We start from the raw sequence: 20,803 nt of genomic DNA on the forward strand, positions 1-20,803 counted from the left end.
CAAATGGAAATGACAGAAAATGAGGTTGATAAATTTATCCAACCGATTCGCAAAACAGATCTTATTTATCAGATAGAAGATAATCCTCCATTTAAAGAGGCTGTCTTTGCCGGTCTACAGCACCTTTTGGCTATATTTATAGCTATCATAACCCCTCCGCTGATTATTTCTCAAGCTTTAAATTTTACTGTCGAAACAACAGGATTTCTTGTTTCTATGGCTTTATTGGCATCGGGTATATCTACATTTGTGCAATGCCGTAAGTTTGGCCCTGTAGGTTGTGGACTGCTTTGTATACAAGGAACAAGTTTCTCCTTCATTGGTGCGCTTACCGCTAGTTTTGCCGCCAAAGGTGATATGGGCGAAGCTGCTATACTTGCCGCTATATTCGGAGTATGTATCGCCGCGTCACCTGTGGAAATGATAGTTAGCCGATTACTTAAATATACAAAAAAGATTATCACTCCCCTAGTTTCAGGTATAGTGGTTACAATGATAGGACTCTCTCTTATAAAAGTAGCGATTATTTCTTGTGGAGGAGGTTTCAATGCTATGAGTGTTGAGGGTGCAAGATCATTTGGCAGTATGCAGAACTTAGGTTTGGCAGCTCTTGTTCTTGTTTCTATACTTGTATTGAACAGTATAAGAAATAAATATATCCGGATGAGCTCTATTATCATCGGTATTATAATAGGCTATGTGACTGCTTATTTTATGGGCTGGGTAGATTTCTCTAAGATGGGAGCGATAGGGGCAATAACAATTCCTCAGCCGTTTAAGTACGGTTTGGGCTTTGACCTGTCGGCATTCATCGCCGTTGCTCTTATCTACTTTATAACTTCGATAGAAGCTTATGGTGATATTACAGCCAACTCGATGATTGGTGGAGAACCTATTGAAGGTCCTAAATTTATGAAACGTGTACAAGGAGGCGTATTGGCCGATGGTATAAATTCTGCTTTGGCAGGGGTGCTCAACTCTTTCCCGAATTCAATATTTGCTCAAAATAATGGTTTGATACAGTTGACAGGTGTTGCCAGTCGTCGTGTAGGTTATTATATTGCCGCATTTCTGGTTATTCTGAGTGCTTTCCCTTTTGTTGGAGGTATATTCTCTATTATGCCTGAGCCTGTATTGGGTGGGGCTACGCTTTTGATGTTCGGTACAGTAGCTGCATCAGGTGTGCGTATTATTGCTTCTCAGGATATCGACAGAAAAGCAATACTCGTACTTGCAGTAAGCTTTGCATGTGGGCTGGGAGTTGAACTAGTCCCTAATATTCTTTCGCAGATGCCTGCTACCATAAGCGGTATTTTCTCGTCCGGTATTACTACAGGAGGTGTCGTTGCTATAATCGCTAATGTTGTTATCCGTATTAAGGAATAAAAAATATTACAATGAAATTACTTAAAGATCGTATTCTAAAAGACGGAAAAAGTTTTGAAGGGGGAATCCTTAAAGTAGATAGTTTTATCAATCATCAGATGGATCCTATCCTGATGAAATCGATAGGCGTTGAATTTGTTCGTCGTTTTGGGAATATGCCTATCAACAAAGTTGTTACAATTGAAGCCAGTGGTATTGCTCCGGCTATTATGTTGGGATACTTACTCGAGCTGCCTGTTGTTTTCGTAAAGAAGGCCGTACCTAAAACAATGGTGAATATGTTGTCTACTACAGTATATTCTTTTACAAAAGACAAGGAATATACCGTATCGGTCAGTGGTGATTTTCTTACAAAGGACGATAAGGTGGTATTTATTGATGACTTTCTTGCAAACGGAAATGCTGCGGTAGGTGTATATGATATTATTAAGCAGTCGGGCGCTGAACTATACGGTATGGGCTTTATCATCGAGAAAAGCTTTCAGGACGGTGGACGACGCTTGCGCGAGCTGGGGATTCATGTAGAGTCGTTAGCTAAAATAAAAGAATTAGGAGCGAATAAAATTATTTTTGAAGAATAGAAGTAAGTGATTTAAACATTTTGGTAGTGTCCTCTTTATGAAGAAGTATGTATCTTTGTAAAGAGGATCTGATTTTTAAGAAGAATGGATAAGACAATTTTTTATACACCCGATATATTGAGTAATCCCGAATTACCTCTCGAGGAAGCGCAACATTGTATAAAGGTACTGCGTAAAAAGGAGGGGGATGAGATTCTTTTAACAGACGGGAAAGGGAGCTTTTATGATGCTGAAATCATACAGGCTAACCCTAAACATTGTCACGTAAATATCCTGAAAACAATAGTACAGCACAAAAACTGGGACTGTAATATTCATATTGCTTTTGCCCCTACAAAAAATATAGATCGCATTGAATGGCTTGCCGAGAAGGCAACAGAAATAGGTGTAGATCGATTTTCTCCGCTTCTATGTTACCATTCGGAGCGCAGAGAAATAAAGCTTCAGCGAATTGAGAAAATTCTCGTTTCGGCAATGAAGCAATCGCAGAAAGCAATCCTTCCTCAATTGGATGAAATGCAATCTTTTTCGAAGTTTGTTAAACAAGATTTTGAAGGTCAAAAATTTATCGCTCATTGCTACCCCTCTGAAAAGAAATCGTTGAAGGATGCTTATAAATTAGGGGAAAATGTTCTGATCTTGATTGGCCCTGAAGGCGATTTTTCGGAGCAGGAAGTAGAAGAGGCAATAAAAAATGGCTTTCAACCTATTACTTTAGGGGAAAGCCGCTTGCGTACCGAGACAGCCGCATTAGCAGCATGTCATTCTATCCATGTGCTAAACTGGTAGCTCTTATTCGGGCTTGAAAGAGAGCTTATCCCATGTATACCGTTTAGGATTTTCGATGAGGAAAGGCTCTATCATTTTGTAATCTTCGCCGGTAAGATAATTCTCTATATCGTAACTTATTTCTAACGATGTGCTGTCGGGCGAAAGATCAATTGTTATCGGATTCATATCCAGTGCAGCATAAGCGTTGCGAAACTCCTGGCTATTCTTGTCTGTATTTGCTATAATGAAAGTATCCTTGTTTATCTTCGGAAACAGATCATTTTGAGGTATTGGAAACCATTGTGTAGTATAAAATTGTATTTGGCTATCGCACGCTTTTCCACAAACAGTCTTTACAACGCAAATTATTTTCGACTCGTTTATCAAAGGCAAAAGCTTTATCTGAACTGTTCCGGCCTCGGAAGTTTGCAGAGATATGTAATCAGAAGAAATACTAATTCTTTCTACTTCTCCAAAAGAACCCCTTGGAGCTGTAATGCCTGTAGTATCATTCGGATTGGAAAGTAGTTTTTCTTTTCCGGCTGCATCTAGTCCTGTAATCATGTTTTCGGGCATAGCAAGAAAAATTGTTTTCAGATCCTGAGCCGAAACTCGGGAAACAATACTGAATATGATAATAATTGCAAGTATAAACTTTCTCATTTTGTATCGAATTATTTTGTCCCCAAATATAGGAAAAACATTGCTATGATTATTAAAACAAGGTCTATCGCTTTTCCTTTTAAGTTTTTTTCATGGAATAAGAGTACTCCTCCGGCAAAAGAAACAAGCACGCTGCTGCGCCTTACCATAGATACGATTGAGATCATTGCATCCGGGTCTGTAAGGGCATAGAAGTACACAAAGTCCGCTATTGTAAGGAAAACAGAAACCAGAATAATACTCCATTTCCATCTGAAGGGAGTATTATTCTTCCTTTTAGGATACCATAGTACAACCATCACGATCAGCATCAGTAGACATTGGTACGAGTTGAACCAGAACTGAACTGCGGTAGAACTGAATTTCTGCATCAGAAATTTATCGTATAGTCCGCTTGCTGCACCGGCTATAGCAGCCAGAATCATAAAGAGTATCCATTTGTTTTTGTGAAAGCTAATTCCCTCTTTTTTGCCCGAAAGGGATAACAGGAAGAATGAAATAATAGTGATAATCACTCCTATCCATTGATATAAATTGAGCCTCTCACCAAATATCAGCAATGCTCCCACCAGAGTCATAACGGGGCGTGTAGCGTTTATGGGTCCTGTAATTGTCAGTGGAAGGTGTTTTATAGCGAAATAGCCGAATATCCATGATGTAAGTACAATAATTGATTTTACAAAAATATATCCGTGAGTTTCTATCGAAACAGAGGGCACATATCCGATTGTCCCGTACAGAGAATCGGGTGATATCTTTGATATAACCACCAATGGAAGTAACAGTAAGGAACAAAAAAGAGTATTAAGAAATAATACGGGGATTACAGCATTTCCATCTACTGATTTTTTTTTACAAATATCATAGCATCCAAGAAAGAACGCTGAAACAAAGGCGAGAGCTAGCCACATTTATTTAAATCTTATTATCTACGAAATTCGTTCTCTTTCTTTTTTCATCACGAAGTTTAGCCATGTATAGCCGATAATACCTGAAGCCAACGACGCCAGCAGTATCATCAATTTTGATTCGTTGATATAATGTATATCATCGAAGGCAAGCAGGGTAATGAAAATGGACATTGTAAATCCGATTCCTCCAAGCATGCCGGCACCCAATAGCCCCTTCCAATTGATTCCTCTTGGCAAGGCACAAATACCTGTTTTCACAAAGATAAAACTAAAGAGAGTGATTCCGATTGGTTTTCCTACAATGAGCCCTAGCAGGATACCCTGTGCGAAAGGTTCACCTATCGACTGATCCCAGTTTCCTTCTATTATCATTGCTGTATTGGCCAAAGCAAACAAAGGTAATACTCCGAAAGCTATAGGGTAGTGCAAAAAGTGTTGCCAACGATTCGACATGCATTTCTTTTCCCTTTTCTTGAAAGGGATCGTGATCGCTAATAATACACCGGCGATAGTGGCATGTACTCCCGAGTTGAGCATAAAATACCACATGATGATCCCCCCGACAATGTAAGGGATCATATTATTGACATGGAATTTTTTATTCAGCAATAATAAAAGAACAAATATTCCTAAAGCCATCAGCAAGCTAACCCACGACAGCGAGGATGTATAAAATATGGCAATTACGATAATTGCTCCCAGATCGTCAATTACAGCCAGAGCCGTAAGGAACACTTTCAAGGAAGTAGGCACACGATTACCCAACAGGGATAAAATACCCAATGCAAAAGCAATGTCCGTAGCCATAGGAATACCAAAACCCGATAGGGTAGGTGTCCCGTGGTTGAGAAACATATAAATACCTGCCGGTACTAACATGCCGCCTAATGCGCCGGATATCGGAAGCATCGCACGTTTTATATTAGACAGTTCTCCTTCATATATTTCCTGTATAAGTTCAAGTCCTACCAATAGGAAGAATACCGCCATCAAACCATCGTTTATCCATTCGGCAACGCTATGGCTTCCTACTCCAAATTCCCAGATGCCTCTGTATTGTTCTCCAATCCATGATGAGTTTGCCAAAAGTATGGAGACGATTGTGCAAACGATAAGCACAAGTCCTCCTGACTTTTCACTTTCCATGAACCCTCTTAATGTCCTGCCGCTAAGAATATTTATTCTCATTGTATAAAAATGTCATTATTGTATTCTATTTCTTCTAAAAAAAGAGCATGCCCCGGAACGGATATTCCGGCTTCACATCTGTTTTTAGCTTCTATAATCCTTCGCATTTCTCCCGAACCGATCTTCCCTTTTCCTGCTTCCAGCAATGTGCCTACTATGGAGCGTACCATATTGCGCAGGAAGCGATTTGCCTTGATGGTGAAGATGTAATCATTGCCTTTTTTCTCCCATTGTGCAGCTAGAATGGTACAATTATTCGTCTTTACATCGGTATGCAACTTGCTAAAACTCGTAAAATCCTCATATTCGAATAAGATATCAGCACATGCATTCATCTTATCTATATCAAGATTTCCATGTACTTTATATTTCAAATGATGCAAGAAAGGATCTTTTTCTGTAGTGATATAATACCTGTATAGTCTGCTTGTTGCATCAAAACGTGCGTGAGCATCGGGTTTTACTTCTACAATATTATATATCGAAATATCTTTAGGGAGTATGCTATTTAGTTTTTTTGCAAGAAGGGGCAAATCAAGATTTGCAGTCTCATAGTCAAAATGTGCTGCCATCATTCGCGCATGTACACCCGCATCGGTACGCCCTGCACCCACTATTGTTGTCGGAGTACGCAGTAACGTTGTGAGAGCCTTCTCTATGGTTTCTTGTACCGATACACCATTCGGCTGTATCTGCCAACCACAGTAATTCTCTCCATTGTATGCAAGGTATATAAAGTAGCGTCTCATATTTTTAGCAGTCGGCTAATTGCTTATTTAAAAATTATCTTACCGTGATATGAAAGCAAGATTGCTTTCTCTCATGTTTGATATAACACCTGTCGCGTTCATGCAGATCGTGCAAAACCTGACCCAATATGGCTTTTAGTCTGCCGTCGTCCAAAACCCGACTGTCTGTTGGGTTCACTTTGTCAAATCGTGTCCACGCTATATCTATTGTTGTTCCATAACGGTGTGCAGAATTATCACTTGCATTTCTATTTCTTCTACTTAGCCCTTTTACATCATCATTGGTGCGTGTTATGCTCGTAATGATCGGCTTATAAAGCGGCATTTTTTTACTAATTAATGAGTCTCTGAAGTTGATACAGATTTCGGATAGTAAATTTGCTGCTTTAGGAACTAGAAAAGGCATTGAGTGTGTAAGCTTATCAACACGGTAGATATCCAGTTCTATCGGGATACGTACAAGCTTGTCTTGATATAATGCCGTATCTGCTCTTGTCTCCAAAGGCCCAACGCCGTTTGCTTCGGCAGCCTCTATGTGTAAGTCGGGTAAATCGTTGAATGTGAGATTGTAATTCCCGTTGAAACGAGTATATTTCTTTGGCTCGGTTGGAACCTCTTCTTTATTTTTTCCTTTTGTGCTGCAACTTATTAAGAATAGAATACCAACGGAAAGCATCCAGATATATCTCATAAAATAATTATCGTTTAGAGTTGTATATATAAATTGATTGTCTAATAAAGCTTACAAAGGTATAAAATAACAGGATTTTGTCGGTAATTAATTCTTATTTTTGCATTATGATAACAATTAGGATATAATGGAAAAAATTGTCAGCCTGCAAAATTCGAGGATAAAAAATATTGTAAAACTTTCGAAAGCAAAAGAACGAAGAGAGCAAAATTTATTTATAATAGAAGGAGCTAGAGAATTAAATCTTGCTCTGATGGCGGGCTATGAGGTAGACTCGGTGTTTGTATGTCCCGAATTGTTTGTGAAAACAGATTATCCCGATGTTCTTGAATCTATATCTGACAATAAAAAATTTGAAGTTTCGGAAGCCGTTTTCGAAAAAATTGCCTATCGTGAAGGTTCTGACGGGCTGTTAACTTTGGCTAAACCCAAAGGACATACGTTGGCAGACCTTAAAATTTCAGATAACCCATTTCTTATTATACTCGAATCTGTAGAAAAACCTGGTAATTTAGGAGCTGTTTTACGTACGGCCGATGCAGCGCAAGCCGATGCAGTAATTGTTTGCGATCCAGCTACTGATATCTATAATCCGAATGCAATACGCTCTAGCGTAGGATGTGTTTTTACTGTGCAGACAGCCGTTTGTACATCTCAGGAAGCATTGAGCTATTTGAAAAACAGAAATATAAAAGCGTATGCTGCTGAACTAAACGCTTCGCAATGGTATCAGGATACTGATTTTACTAAACCCTCCGCTGTCGTCATGGGTACAGAAGCCGATGGTCTGACTCACTTTTGGCTCGATAATGCCGACCATCGTGTAAAAATTCCGATGAGGGGCAAGATCGATTCGCTCAATGTATCTGTTTCTACTGCCATCCTAACGTTCGAGGCGATGAGACAGAGAGGTTTTTAACCCTCCGGAACCTCCCATAATGACTTGTTTATTTTGATTATATTAAGCATTTGCTATTGATATATACGTAGTTGACAGGATAAAAAGCATGAGTGGCCTTATATTTATTCTGTATGTATAAAATTCCTAAAAGTGATAAAACCAAAGGAAAATCTTATGTATTCAATATTTTTATGCTAAATTTGCACACTTGTAATATTTGTGTGCAAATTTAGTTTATGGCCATAAACAAAACCCGAAATATCCTGATAGATGTAGCTCGTCAGCTATTTGCAAGGTTGGGGGTGGAAAATACCACCATGAATGATATTGCAGTAGCTTCGCACAAAGGGCGGAGGACACTATATACATATTTCAATAATAAGAATGAGGTGTATCAGGCGGTTCTGGAGACGGAGCTCGATCAGATGTTCCATGCTTTGCAGACTGTAGCAAATAAGAATCTTCCTGCAGACGAGAAACTTCTTTTGTTTTTTTATACGCGATTTGATGCAGTGAAAAATGTTGTGGCAAGGAATGGTACATTGAAAGCTGATTTCTTCCGTGATATCTGGCGTGTCCAAAATGTCAGGAAATCGTTTGATAGAAAAGAAATTCAGGTACTGAAAGATATTCTGAACAAAGGAGTAGAAGAGGGTACTTTCGAGATGCCCGACACTCAAGCTACAGCGGAAATACTTCACCATGCGCTCAAAGGATTGGAAGTGCCTTACATCAGAGGGCAGATTAGAGCAGAGAGCCTGCAAACCGAATCGCAAAGAGAAAATATTGCTTACCTTATATTTGAGGGAATAAAAAAGAAGAAAAAGTAGATTGTAAACTATATAAATTTAATTTATACTTTAAATTATGAAATTACTAGAAGGTAAAACCGCTATTATTACAGGTGCAGCTCGTGGTATAGGTAAAGCCATCGCACTTAAATTTGCAGAGCAGGGAGCAAATATTGCATTTACTGACTTAGCTATAGATGACAACGCAAAAGCGACTGAAGCAGAAATTGCCAAGTTTGGAGTGAAAGCAAAAGGATATGCATCTAATGCTGCAAATTTTGAAGACACTCATAAAGTGGTAGAAGAAATTGCAAAAGACTTCGGACAGATAGATATTCTTGTAAATAATGCAGGGATTACCCGTGACGGACTGATGATGCGTATGACTGAACAGCAATGGGACATGGTAATCAATATAAATTTAAAGTCTGCGTTCAACTTTATCCATGCACTTACTCCGATCTTTATGAAGCAAAAGAGCGGAAATGTCATAAATATGAGTTCCGTAGTTGGTCTTAACGGTAATGCCGGACAAGCTAACTATTCTGCATCTAAAGCAGGGATGATTGGTTTGGCTAAATCTGTAGCAAAAGAACTGGGTTCGAGAAATGTTCGTGCGAACTGTATTTGTCCCGGATTCATCATTACAGAAATGACCGGAGTATTGTCTGAAGATGTAAAGAAAAAATGGGCAGAACAAATTCCGTTACGTCGTGGAGGAACACCTGAGGATGTAGCTAATGTTGCTGTATTCCTTGCATCGGATTTGTCTGCTTATGTTACAGGAGAAGTTATTCCTGTTACAGGAGGTATGTAAAAACATATTGTATCAAAATAGAAACGGCTTCAAATTATATTGAAGCCGTTTTTTATTATTATGTTGTCGAATGATTCGTTTTTATTTTATTTCTTCAACGACAGAGCTACTTTCCATATTTCTAAAAAATACACCGGTCCATTTTCCATGTATGTCTTTGTAATCAAAAGAATTATCCTCTGCCACTAGACGAATACGATATGTGGCTGTTATTTTATTCTGATATATCGTCACATTAGTAGTTAACTTGCTATGTGGTGGTAATGTTGTAGATTCTTTAACCTTCGTGGAAGGTTCTAGCTCTACTTTTTCTCCAATGCGTAGCGGAGCTTCTTTACCTGAATAATAAACATAATCAGAAGATAAGAGACTGATCTCAGATGGTATAGAGACAGTATAATCTTCACCCATTAATTGGGTTAATAGTTCTGCATCCTCTGAGTTATGAAAATGGGAATAGTCCTTAATATAATCTTCTGATTTATTTGTTATTATAGCTGGTTCGTCTACGTTGTTATGGATAGAGATGCTTCTATGGTCTTCTATTACCTCTTGTTTATCTCCCTCCTCTAACTTCCACATAATAGAATGAAATGTGTATGTTTTATTTTCTTCTGGTAATTCTTTATCATTACTGCAGGATATAAAAAGACAGGACATAAAGACGAAAAGAAGTAATATTTGCGAGTAAGCTTTCATAGTATTAATGTTAATTTTTAATCTATTTGTTAAAGATATACATTATTAATTAATTAAACCATGCTTGAAAGATCTTTTTCTTTAATAAACCATTACCCAAAAATTGATTATACCGATTTGGAATAACGTTTCTCGTTATTTACCATCAGTTTATCCAACGAAGCAGCAACATTGCGGACAAAGGGTGCAGCCTCCGGCAATACAGTAATGTAATCTTCCGAAAATTCGATAATTCCATCTTTTTGAAAATCAAAGAGCTGCTCTTTGTTATAGTTTAGTGCATTTCTTACTTCCTTTTCAGACATATTCATTCGGTTCGCTATATCCGACCAACTTACTGTATAGTTGCACATTAGTGAAGCTATTACTTCACGGGTAATTTGCTCTTCCTTATTCAGTATATACCCTTTAGTTATGGGATACTTACCCTCATTTACGGATGATATATATGTGTTCAGATCTTTTGCATTTTGGCTGTAAGCTGTAGATAATTGACTGATCCCGGTATTTCCGAATGCATAAACCTGACCTGTGGTGTGTCGGGTACAGTATCCTTGAAAGTTGCGATGCAGTGATTTTGTTTGTAAAGCTTCGTAGAGCTCGTCATTTGCTAATACAAAGTGGTCGAGCCCTATCGTTTTATATCCAGCATCGATTAGCAATTTCTTAGCTGTTTCGTATATTTCGTTTTTTGTAGAAACTGATGGCAAGCCAATCTTTTCGAGATTTTTTTGCAACTCATTTACCCAAGGAACATGGGCGTAAGAAAAAGTGACGATCCTGTCCGGCTTCAAAGATATTGCCTTGTTAATAGTTTCAGCAAAAGATTCAGTAGTTTGTAGAGGCAGTCCGTATATAAAATCCATATTTACAGATATACCTTTGCTCCTGAGTATGTGTATTATATCCTCTATCACCATTCGTGATGGTTTACGGGCGGAAGCCTTTAAAACCTCTTCGTTAAAATCTTGAATGCCAATGCTTATTCGATTGAATCCTGCATCAATCAGATCATTCCAATAGTTTTCATCCAGATATCCGGGATGACACTCTATTGCAATTTCCGGATTTTCGATGCATTCAAACTCGGATAAGATTATCCGGTTGATTTCTTTTAGTACAGAGACAGGTTGTGACGTGGGTGTTCCTCCTCCATAGTGTATTTGTGATATTTTACGGCTATGGTCGAGTAGGGGAAGCACCATCCGTATCTCCTTTTTCAAGGCTTCTATATACTCTTTTACCACATTTTTGTCTTTGAGTAGCTGTGAATTGCAGCCGCAATAATAGCACATGTGATAGCAAAAAGGGATATGTATATAGATGGATATATGCTGAGGATTTTGTTCATTCGATTCGATAATAGCTTCCTTATATGAATCGGCAGTAAATGATTCATTAAAAAAGTTAGCCGGAGGGTAGCTTGTATATCTTGGAACAGGGATGCTATATTTATTCAGTAATTCTTGTTTCATTTTGTTCTTTCGGTGCTTTAAGTTTGAATGCAAATAAGATAAATGCCAGAGATATGGCTGCAATACACATTTCCACAACAAAGAGTCCCTTGTATGTTATCATTGCTGCTATTTTACCGGAGCTTACACCCATAATAATTCCGCTTAGGTGTGTAATCACAGTTTGTATTGTGAAGTCTGTCCCTTCGAACCCGGGACGCACACAGTCCATAGCTGTGGTATATACAACAATGACCGCCATACCATAACTTGCCCAAAGTAGAGAGATGCCCAAATGCAGAGTTGCTATATTTACTGGAAGAGCAGATACTAACAGGCAGAAGTAGATAGTAGTTATCAATGTGAAAACGGCAAACAATATTCGAGCGGAATGTCTGCCTATTTTTCGAACGATAAAACCACCTCCAAAAGAAGCAAGGCAGCCAATAGATGTGCCTACAATCCCCGACATGACGCCTATTTCTTTCATGTTGTAGCCATAGTCTACCAGCATAGGCTTCAGCATGGCTAACACACCAATAAGACCAGCATAATAGACAAATAGGAAAACAACTTGTTTCCAGATACCTTTTTGTTTGAAAAAGCCAAGAAGATCGTCCGGGGTTGGCTTTTTCTCTTGTTTTGCTTTTATGATTACTTGGTTATTTCCTCTCTTGAAAAATATTAGAGGAATTAGAGCTATAATAACAAATACAGCGAGGAATGGTAATAGATTTCCCCACCCGAATTTATGATAGAGTAACAGTAATATGCCGCCGCCAATCATAGCACCTGCAAAGTTTCCCATCGACTGCATACTGTTTGCAAGGCTTTTGTCCTTTTTACTAAAAGACAGAACAGCAAGTGAGTCGGTTGCAATATCTTGTGTGGCTGAAGCGATAAAAGATAATATTACAAGCCCAATAATAAGATAAGGTGTGGTTTGAAAATCGAGAAATGAGACAGCAAATATGATGGATGCATATATTAATTCTGAGGAGAAAATCCATCTTTTAAAATCACCTATTCTAAAAGTCGAACGGTCGACCGCAGGAGACCATAGGAATTTTAGTATCCAAGGGAGTTTTAGCAATTGGAGCATCCCTATACTCTCGAGCGAGAAGTTCTGTTGCCGCATAATTACAGGTATCACCGTAGAGAAGAAACTCATTGGTATCGATTGTGCGATGTACAGGCAAAAGAATGTAAATAGCTTTTCTCCTTTTTGAATGTTTATTCCCATATTAGAATTTAAGGTTCAGATTTAATCCACATGTGAAAGGCTTCCCTTTTTGTACAAAATTATTACCAGATGTTGCGAAGTAATATGCGATATAATCTTTAGATCCTATATTTTTAGCCCACAAATCTAGTGAAAATTGTTTTTTAACGAAAGAAACTTTCCCATTATACATTCCATAAAATGGTTGTTCTACATCGTTGGCATCATTCCAATATAATTTGCCTACTCCTGTATATTGAGCGTTAAGCACAACATTGTCGAGCCATCTCAGGTTTGTGTCTATGGTGTAATTTGCAGATATCGCCAATGTATGCTTAGGCACCATGAGCAAGTAATTATTATTATAATTTACCGTCTCACTTTCTTTATACTCTTTGTATTTAGCATGCGTATAGCCATAGGCTATCTGGAAGTTTAGACTTCTCGAAGGGTTTATCTGAGTTGTCAATTCAAAGCCTTTGCTTTCCGATTTACCTGCATTGCGAGTTAAAAAACCTTGTCCTGTAGGTTTTACCTGTGAAATCTGTTGGTTGCTCCATCTAATATAAAAGAGGCTGAAATCTACGAAGAGCAGATTATCCAGAAAGCTTGATTTTGTTCCTAATTCATAAGACCAGCTATATTCAGGATCAAACGTACGGTCTTTATCTTCATCGGCCGTATTGTTAAAACCTCCTGTTTTATATCCTTTACTTACAGATAAATATGTCAATCCATCCTGACTGTACGCATATTGGATAGATGCTTTTGGTGTAATTTGAGAAAAATCGTCCTTAGCCTTTACTTCGGGATCGACAACAGGCTCTACATTCGGATTTGCAGTGATGCGTATCAATGAAGATTTTGTTTTCTCCCAGTCGTAGCGAATTCCAAGTGTCGCTGATAATCCCGGGATGAAAATATCATTCAAAGTAGACTGATGATATAGAGCAATTCCGTCGGTCGGATTGTTTACATTTTGGATTGCATGTTTTCCCGATGTGCGATAGTCAGTATCGTTTGTTTGGAAATAATTCTGGTGGAATCCAAATACTCCAAACTGCCATTTGTATTTGCTGTCTTCTTTTATTGATTTGATATTAAACTCCTGAGAGTACATTTGCTGACGATGATAGAAGTTTACGTAGTAAAGGTCTTTGGGCGAGAAGTCCTGATCGATACCTTGTTTCCCGTCATAAAACTGAAAAGAGGATTGCGAACTCAGTTTGAAATTGTCTGTTACATATTCTATATTCAACCCATTGTTAGACATATTACGACGGTAGAAACTTCGTTCATTATAATTTATATCTTCTATTTTACCCGTTTTCTTATCATAGATACGGTAAGGGTAACCATCCTGATCGGAATATTCATAAGCAAAAATAAGGTTCATCGTCAACCGTGGCATAATACGCCAACTTAGTCGGGCACGGGTAGAAACACCATCGATCGGGTCGGCTCGTTTTCCTGTGGTTTTATTCATAAAGTAGCCTCCCGAATGGGAATAATTACCAGATAAGGAATAGCCTATTTTATTATCTACATTTCCATAATGCGAAATTCCGGTCTGATAGGCATTGTAATTACCGGCAGAGAGATTCAAGTAAGTCCCTTTTGTCTTTAATGGGGATTTTGTGAAAACATTAATGATGCCCCCCATCGTATTCCTGCCATAGATAGTGCCTTGTGGTCCTCGCAGAACTTCAATGCGGTCTACATCGCTAATGTTCATATCAAAAGTTGAGCGGTCGAAATACGGTACTCCATCTACATATAGCCCTACAGAAGGGGTGTTTTTTGCAGCTCCTATTCCTCGTATAAAGACAGGGCAATACATTTTAGAGCCATAGTCTACCATGAATAGATTGGGTACAAAAGCCGTCACCTCTTTTATGTTGGTTATATTGTTTTCTTTAATAATACTTTCAGATAGAACGGATGCTGAGACAGGTTGTATCGATAAATCACTGTTTTGCTTAAATGATTCTATTACAACCTCTTTTGCTGTATATTTCATTTTGATAGTATCATTGTCAATGACAATATCATCAGCATAAGTATTATTGATAATGGCACAGAATAAGAGGGTCAAAAAAAGAAAAGACTTTGATCTCATTATTTCTTAATGTGTTGATATTTATAGTTTTTAGTTGATGTGCAAATGTATGAAAACTTAAAGTAGTAGTCAATCACTAGATGTAGTGATATTTTTTATTATCAGCATAAGCCTAGAATATGAATATTGAACGTAAACGGGTGGTTAGATGAATGAAATTAACTAAAAGAAAACCTTGATATTATTATTGTATTTCGTCTTTCCCGATGGAGTTTTCGATCTCCATTCCCTTAATTTTCAAAAACTTTACTTACCTTTGTTTGATTTTAAGACGTTAAGAAAAAAATTTATGATTAATCCGATTACAAAGAGTATCGATTTAGGTGATGGAAGGACTATCACCATTGAAACCGGAAAATTGGCAAAACAGGCTGATGGGTCTGTAATGGTACGGATGGGTAATACGATGTTATTAGCCACTGTATGTGCCGCAAAAGATGCAAATCCGGGTGTTGATTTTATGCCTTTACAGGTAGAGTATAAAGAAAAATTTGCAGCATATGGCCGCTTCCCAGGAGGTTTTCAACGCCGAGAAGGACGTGCTTCAGATTACGAAATATTGGTTTGCCGCCTGGTAGACCGTGCCCTTCGTCCATTGTTTCCGGACGATTATCATGCGGAAGTATTTGTTAATGTGACTCTATTCTCTTCAGACGGTGAAGATATGCCTGATGCATTGGCCGGATTGGCAGCTTCGGCAGCTTTAGCTGTTTCAGATATACCGTTCAATGGTCCTATCTCAGAAGTGAGAGTAGCTCGTGTTGATGGACAATTCATTTTAAATCCAACATTTTCTCAATTAGCTAAAGCTGATATGGATATCATGGTAGGTGCTACTATTGATAACATTATGATGGTGGAAGGTGAAATGAAAGAAGTTTCGGAAGCAGAAATGCTAGAAGCTATCAAGTTTGCTCACGAAGCGATTAAAGTACAATGTCAGGCTCAGATTGAATTGATGGAGCTTGTTGGTACTACAAAAAAACGTGAATATAGCCACGAAACAAATGACGAAGACCTACGCAAAGATGTTTGGGAAAAATGTTATGATAAAGCTTTTGCTGTAGCAGCATCAGGAAATACAAACAAACATGAGCGTGTAGATAACTTCAAGGCTATAGAAGAAGAATATAAAGCGAACCTCACTGAAGAAGAGCTTGCCGAAAAAGGTGCATTGATTTCTCGTTACTACCATGATGTAGAAAAAGAAGCGATGCGTCGTTCTATCTTAGACGAAGGAAAACGTCTTGATGGTCGTACAACAACAGAGATACGTCCTATCTGGAGCGAAGTAGATTATCTTCCGGGAGCTCACGGATCGGCTGTTTTCACACGTGGTGAAACACAATCATTGACAACTGTAACATTAGGTACAAAGCTTGATGAGAAAATCATTGATGATGTATTGAACAATGGTAAGGAGAGATTCCTTCTACATTATAATTTCCCTCCGTTTTCAACAGGAGAAGCAAGACCACAACGTGGAGTAGGTCGTCGTGAAATCGGTCATGGAAATCTTGCACACCGTGCATTGAAACCGATGATCCCTTCCGATTATCCTTACGTTATACGTGTGGTATCAGATATATTAGAGTCGAACGGCTCTTCATCTATGGCTACAGTTTGTGCCGGTACATTGGCATTAATGGATGCAGGGGTGAAGATTAAAAAGCCGGTGACAGGTATAGCAATGGGACTTATCTCAGAGAAGAAAGGTACTAACTTTGCTGTACTTTCAGATATTTTGGGAGACGAAGATCATCTGGGAGACATGGACTTTAAGGTTTGTGGAACAAAAGATGGTATCACAGCTACTCAGATGGATATAAAAGTAGATGGACTTTCTTACGAAATTCTAGAGAAGGCATTGAACCAAGCTCGTGAAGGACGTTTGCATATTATGGGTAAAATCCTTGAGACATTACCTGAACCACGTGCCGACTTCAAAGAAAATGCTCCACGTATCGAAGTGCTAATTATCAGCAAAGAATTTATCGGAGCTGTAATAGGACCCGGTGGTAAAATTATTCAAGGTATTCAGGAAGAAACAGGAGCAACTGTTACTATCGAAGAAATTGATGGTTATGGACGCGTTGAAGTTTCAGCTACGAACAAGACTGCTATCGAAGCTGCAATGGCTAAGATTAGAGGAATTGTTGCTGTACCAGAAGTAGGAGAGGTATATACTGCAAAAGTACGTTCGGTAATGCCTTACGGTGCATTCTGTGAATTCCTTCCAGGAAAAGACGGATTGCTTCATATCTCTGAAATTTCGTGGGATCGTGTAGAAGACATGGAAAAAGTAGGATTGAAAGAAGGTGATAAGATTGAGGTGAAACTCATCGATATTGACCCTAAGACAGGTAAGTTTAAATTGTCTCGTAAGGTTCTTCTTCCTCGTCCTCCAAGACCAGAAAAGCCTGTACAGAAGGCAAACGGAGATGCTCCGGCAGAGGCTTAAGCGCATAAGAAATCTTATATATAATAAAAACCCCGATTGGTTACCAATCGGGGTTTTTATTTATCGATATTTTATCTTTTAATAGAAATGCAGATTCTCTTGATGATTTCTCTCCCAAGTAATATTTACTATTACAAAGTCTTTATTTCTACATCGGCAGTATCTTCATCCTCATCTTCCTCATCCGTTTCTTTCGGTGCAGGTTTTACCATAAAGCGGCTCAATTCAAAGAGCATATAAAGCGGCACAAATACAACCGAAAGGGTAAATGGATCTCCTGATGGAGTGATTATGGCTGATAATACCAATAGTCCAACAATGGCATGTCTTCTAAATTTCTTAAAGAAAGATCTATTTAAAAAGCCCAATTGAGATAAAAGCCACGATACCAAAGGAAGTTCGAATACAATTCCCATGATGAATATTAACGTAAGGAAATTATCCATATACGAATCGAGCGAAATTGTATTCTCGATCATCTCACTTAATTGGTATGTCGATAAGAATCGGAATGTCATAGGGAATACAAGAAAATATCCTACAGCACATCCGATAAAGAACATACCTGTTCCGAACAGAAATACCCATCTGATACTCTTCTTCTCATTAGAATAGAGAGCAGGGCTTACAAAACGCCACACTTCAAATGCAAGGTATGGGAATGTCAATATTAGAGCAAACCAAAATGAAGTGGTCATGTGCCTGAAAAACTGCGAAGTAAGATTATAGTTTATAATCTTAATATGAAATGTATCATCGCAGAAGTCGGGCATAAAGGGCACGGATGATGTCACATAACATAGATATTTATACAATACAAAGTCGGCACGGGTAGGACCCATTATCCAGCTGTCGTATATATACGGCATGATTGCAAAACCAAGTATCGCAAAAACAAATAAGGCAATGATAGACCTGACAAGAGTCCACCGTAGTTCTTCTAAATGATCCCAAAAGGACATTCCTTCACTGTTCTCTTCCATAGAAGTATACTACATCAATCTTTTTTAGTTGTTGTATCGTTATCCCCGGTTATATCATCTTCTATACCTTTAACTCCCTCTTTGAAGTTTTTGATACCTTTCCCTAGTCCTTTCATTAGTTCAGGTATTTTGCGTCCCCCGAAAAGTAAAAGTACAACTATGGCTATGATGATGATTTCACCTGTTCCCAGATTTCCTAAAAATAATAAGGTATTCATGATTTTTGTTTTTTTAGTGCTTTATGATATTATTTCTATTAGATTGTTTTCAGTTGACAAAATAATACAAATAATATCTAACAAAGCGGATATGTTTTAATATTTATTTCTTTTTAACACAGTAAGAAAGGCATCTTATTCGTCTCCTTGAATGATCTTGTCTTCTAATGCCGGAGTGCAGTACATTTTATACTCTCCATCCTCGTCACAGATAAATATAGCCTCAATCTCAGCGTTGTTATTTATCCATTCCAACGACTTGTCTACTCCCGCAACCAGAAATGCTGTGGCATAAGCATCTGCTGTGAGGCAATCGTTTGCTATCACTGTTGTGGATAGTAGATTATGCCGTGCCGGATAGCCTGTAGCCGGATTGATTGTATGCGTTATTTTTTCTCCATTTTCGATATAAAATTGTCTGTAATTTCCGGAAGTCGCTATTCCTTTATTTGTAATTTGTAAAATAGCTTGCATGTCTTGTCCGGGAATGAGGTTGCTTTCGGATGGGCGGTCAATACCTATTCTCCAGTCTTCGCCATGAAGGTTTTCTCCTCTTACTCGAATTTCTCCTCCGATCTCTACAAGATAATTAAGGCATTTATGCTGTTCCAAGAATAAAGCTACAATATCAGCAGAATATCCTTTTGCAATAGCATTTACATTCAATACAATATTGGGATGATCTTTTACAATGCGTCTGTCCTTGATGCTTATTTTGTCCATTCCTATATACTTTCTCATCTCTTCTATCTGCTTCCTATTGGGCGGACATTTTTCTTGAGAGCTAAATCCCCAGGCCCTGAATAGCGGCTCTGCCGAGATATCGAAAGTATTTTCTGTGTGGGCACTTATTTCTTTTGCTTTGTTGAAGACTGTATAAAAATAATCATCTATTTCTACGTCTTCATTTCTGTTGACTCGCGAAATAATGGATTCATTGTCATATACCGATAATGATTTCTCAAAGTTGGCAAGCAGCTCTTCTATTTCGGGTTGAAAATCTCTATCTTCACTATCTTGATATATAATATTATAACTGGTTCCTTCGGCTCTACCTTGTATATTGTAGTAGAAGGAGCCGTTGTCGGCCATTATTGCGTTCATCTATTCGCTTATATACTTTTTTAGCTATGCGGCTTGTCATAATGAACGGAGAGAAGAATTTCTTTAAAGAAATATACATTTGCTAAATAGATCTTCAAACTACTCCGTCCAATCTGACAAAAGCATATCTAATTTTTCTTATTTGTCGTAGCTTTCTTTTACTAAAGGACAATTTAATAAATAGTCAAGGCTTTTCTTTACACTTTCCTCAGGAGTAAAGCTGTATTGCTCTACTTCTACCACAAGATGTTTAACTCCTGCAGCATCAGTGTTGTTGAAGATGGCGTCAAAGCCTACCATACCACTTTGTCCAAGTTCTCTGTTGTCTTTGATATGCAGCAAAGTGAAACGGTTTTTATATTTATTGAAATAATCTACAGGGCTTTTTCCACCTCTTACTACCCAGTATACATCCATTTCGAAGAATACATATTCAGGGTTTGTGTTTTCTAGCATGTAGTCGTACATAACCTTATCTTCGATCTTATTTTTCAGTTCGAAGTCGTGATTGTGATAGCCAAAGAGCATACCGTTTTCTTTACATCTCTTTCCTATTTCGTTATAGTACTCACAATAAGTTTGTAAGTCTTTCAATGTTTTAGGTGTATCCATCCATGGAGTTACAATGTATTTCATTCCTGCTGCTTTGTGCGCTGCAATAGTTTGATCCCACCATTTAAGTGCTTCTGTAAAATCTTTAGAAGCCAGTTCTTTTTCTGTAAGGCCTTTTCCTGTATGAGAAGAAAGCACTTTCATTCCGGCTTTTTCTATGCTTGCCTTAAATTCTTCAGGTGTTTTTCCATAGAATTTTCCGTCTGCATAATTCGCAGCCTCTACCGATGTGAATCCCATTTCTCCGGCTTTCTTGATTGTTGCATCATAGTCTTTAGCAATGTCGTCTCTCAACGAGTACAATTGTAGAGAAATATCTTTCTTTACAGGTGCAGCTTGTTGCTGAGTTGCATCTGCTTTTGGATTGCAAGAAGCTAACATAAGGAGAGTAGTAGCTATAATAATTGATACTTTCATGATAATGTAAGATTATTTAAAAGCCAAATCCAAGAAGGGGCAAGCCCTTCAAGGATTTGGAAGAT

General features: G+C 38.1%; 20 protein-coding genes. 7 read left to right on the forward strand and 13 right to left on the reverse strand.

Annotation, left to right across the window (positions count from 1 at the left end; genetic code table 11):
• Positions 1 to 3 precede the first annotated feature (3 nt).
• The 3 genes from LDB17_RS10880 (at position 4) to LDB17_RS10890 (ending at position 2,756) form a co-directional block, all read left to right on the forward strand.
• Positions 4 to 1,386 carry a nucleobase:cation symporter-2 family protein gene (locus tag LDB17_RS10880; protein ID WP_252637049.1) on the forward strand — a complete coding sequence of 461 codons (1,383 nt, stop codon included), beginning with the start codon at positions 4 to 6 and terminating at the stop codon, positions 1,384 to 1,386.
• 11 nt (positions 1,387 to 1,397) lie between these two features.
• Positions 1,398 to 1,967: a xanthine phosphoribosyltransferase gene (gene xpt, locus LDB17_RS10885; RefSeq protein ID WP_135106583.1), complete on the forward strand. Its 570-nt coding sequence runs from the start codon at positions 1,398 to 1,400 to the stop codon at positions 1,965 to 1,967.
• An 84-nt stretch (positions 1,968 to 2,051) separates the two neighbouring features.
• Positions 2,052 to 2,756: a 16S rRNA (uracil(1498)-N(3))-methyltransferase gene (locus LDB17_RS10890; RefSeq protein ID WP_252637051.1), complete on the forward strand. Its 705-nt coding sequence runs from the start codon at positions 2,052 to 2,054 to the stop codon at positions 2,754 to 2,756.
• 3 nt (positions 2,757 to 2,759) lie between these two features.
• Here the strand turns inward: LDB17_RS10890 and LDB17_RS10895 are convergent, their stop codons facing one another.
• From LDB17_RS10895 to LDB17_RS10915, 5 genes are read right to left on the reverse strand one after another with little or no spacing between them, the layout of a single operon-like run.
• The gene (locus tag LDB17_RS10895) at positions 2,760 to 3,401 is read right to left on the reverse strand and encodes a DUF3256 family protein (protein ID WP_252637053.1); all 642 of its coding nucleotides are present in this window, start codon (positions 3,399 to 3,401) and stop codon (positions 2,760 to 2,762) included.
• 11 nt (positions 3,402 to 3,412) lie between these two features.
• Complete coding sequence (locus LDB17_RS10900) at positions 3,413 to 4,312, reverse strand: EamA family transporter (protein ID WP_252637054.1); 900 nt, start codon at positions 4,310 to 4,312, stop codon at positions 3,413 to 3,415.
• A gap of 18 nt (positions 4,313 to 4,330) precedes the next feature.
• Positions 4,331 to 5,500: a Na+/H+ antiporter NhaA gene (gene nhaA / locus LDB17_RS10905; RefSeq protein WP_252637055.1), complete on the reverse strand. Its 1,170-nt coding sequence runs from the start codon at positions 5,498 to 5,500 to the stop codon at positions 4,331 to 4,333.
• Positions 5,497 to 6,249, reverse strand: a complete 753-nt coding sequence (truA, locus tag LDB17_RS10910) for a tRNA pseudouridine(38-40) synthase TruA (RefSeq protein WP_252637056.1) — start codon at positions 6,247 to 6,249, stop codon at positions 5,497 to 5,499. The genes nhaA and truA overlap by 4 nt, the downstream gene beginning before the upstream one ends.
• Before the next feature lie 34 nt (positions 6,250 to 6,283).
• Entirely contained in the window at positions 6,284 to 6,940 is a 657-nt protein-coding gene (locus tag LDB17_RS10915; RefSeq protein WP_006841542.1) for a DUF5715 family protein, read from the reverse strand.
• A 127-nt stretch (positions 6,941 to 7,067) separates the two neighbouring features.
• On the opposite strand from LDB17_RS10915, the gene LDB17_RS10920 reads away from it, so the two are divergent.
• The 3 genes from LDB17_RS10920 to fabG all read left to right on the forward strand — a co-directional run bounded on the left by LDB17_RS10920 (position 7,068) and on the right by fabG (position 9,449).
• The gene (locus LDB17_RS10920) at positions 7,068 to 7,859 is read left to right on the forward strand and encodes an RNA methyltransferase (protein WP_252637058.1); all 792 of its coding nucleotides are present in this window, start codon (positions 7,068 to 7,070) and stop codon (positions 7,857 to 7,859) included.
• Between the two features lie 218 nt (positions 7,860 to 8,077).
• Complete coding sequence (locus tag LDB17_RS10925; protein ID WP_135106597.1) at positions 8,078 to 8,671, forward strand: TetR/AcrR family transcriptional regulator; 594 nt, start codon at positions 8,078 to 8,080, stop codon at positions 8,669 to 8,671.
• A gap of 37 nt (positions 8,672 to 8,708) precedes the next feature.
• Entirely contained in the window at positions 8,709 to 9,449 is a 741-nt protein-coding gene (gene fabG / locus LDB17_RS10930; protein ID WP_252637060.1) for a 3-oxoacyl-[acyl-carrier-protein] reductase, read from the forward strand.
• An 81-nt stretch (positions 9,450 to 9,530) separates the two neighbouring features.
• On the opposite strand, the gene LDB17_RS10935 is transcribed toward fabG, so the two are convergent.
• From LDB17_RS10935 to LDB17_RS10950, 4 genes are all read right to left on the reverse strand, one after another.
• On the reverse strand, positions 9,531 to 10,031 hold the full coding sequence (locus LDB17_RS10935; protein WP_252637061.1) for a hypothetical protein: 501 nt from the start codon (positions 10,029 to 10,031) through the stop codon (positions 9,531 to 9,533).
• A 224-nt stretch (positions 10,032 to 10,255) separates the two neighbouring features.
• The gene (gene hemN / locus LDB17_RS10940; protein WP_252637062.1) at positions 10,256 to 11,623 is read right to left on the reverse strand and encodes an oxygen-independent coproporphyrinogen III oxidase; all 1,368 of its coding nucleotides are present in this window, start codon (positions 11,621 to 11,623) and stop codon (positions 10,256 to 10,258) included.
• Positions 11,601 to 12,845, reverse strand: coding sequence for an MFS transporter (locus tag LDB17_RS10945; protein WP_252637065.1), 1,245 nt, complete (start codon positions 12,843 to 12,845; stop codon positions 11,601 to 11,603). The genes hemN and LDB17_RS10945 overlap by 23 nt, the downstream gene beginning before the upstream one ends.
• A gap of 1 nt (position 12,846) precedes the next feature.
• Entirely contained in the window at positions 12,847 to 14,943 is a 2,097-nt protein-coding gene (locus LDB17_RS10950; protein ID WP_252637067.1) for a TonB-dependent receptor, read from the reverse strand.
• Positions 14,944 to 15,232: 289 nt separating this feature from the next.
• Here LDB17_RS10950 and pnp point away from each other — a divergent pair, with 289 nt between their 5' ends.
• On the forward strand, positions 15,233 to 17,404 hold the full coding sequence (gene pnp, locus LDB17_RS10955; protein WP_252637069.1) for a polyribonucleotide nucleotidyltransferase: 2,172 nt from the start codon (positions 15,233 to 15,235) through the stop codon (positions 17,402 to 17,404).
• Positions 17,405 to 17,535: 131 nt separating this feature from the next.
• On the opposite strand, the gene tatC is transcribed toward pnp, so the two are convergent.
• The 4 genes from tatC to LDB17_RS10975 all read right to left on the reverse strand — a co-directional run bounded on the left by tatC (position 17,536) and on the right by LDB17_RS10975 (position 20,738).
• A complete protein-coding gene (gene tatC / locus LDB17_RS10960) occupies positions 17,536 to 18,387 on the reverse strand; it encodes a twin-arginine translocase subunit TatC (protein WP_252637071.1) in 852 nt (283 codons plus the stop codon).
• A gap of 14 nt (positions 18,388 to 18,401) precedes the next feature.
• Positions 18,402 to 18,605: a twin-arginine translocase TatA/TatE family subunit gene (tatA, locus tag LDB17_RS10965; protein ID WP_006841533.1), complete on the reverse strand. Its 204-nt coding sequence runs from the start codon at positions 18,603 to 18,605 to the stop codon at positions 18,402 to 18,404.
• A 135-nt stretch (positions 18,606 to 18,740) separates the two neighbouring features.
• Positions 18,741 to 19,709 (reverse strand): FAD:protein FMN transferase, encoded by a 969-nt coding sequence (locus tag LDB17_RS10970; RefSeq protein ID WP_252637072.1) that lies wholly within the window; start codon positions 19,707 to 19,709, stop codon positions 18,741 to 18,743.
• 138 nt (positions 19,710 to 19,847) lie between these two features.
• Positions 19,848 to 20,738, reverse strand: coding sequence for a sugar phosphate isomerase/epimerase (locus LDB17_RS10975; RefSeq protein ID WP_252637074.1), 891 nt, complete (start codon positions 20,736 to 20,738; stop codon positions 19,848 to 19,850).
• Positions 20,739 to 20,803 lie beyond the last annotated feature (65 nt).

The organism is Dysgonomonas sp. Shenzhen-Wh21 (assembly GCF_043392705.1).
In the GTDB taxonomy this organism is placed as follows: Bacteria; Bacteroidota; Bacteroidia; order Bacteroidales; family Dysgonomonadaceae; genus Dysgonomonas.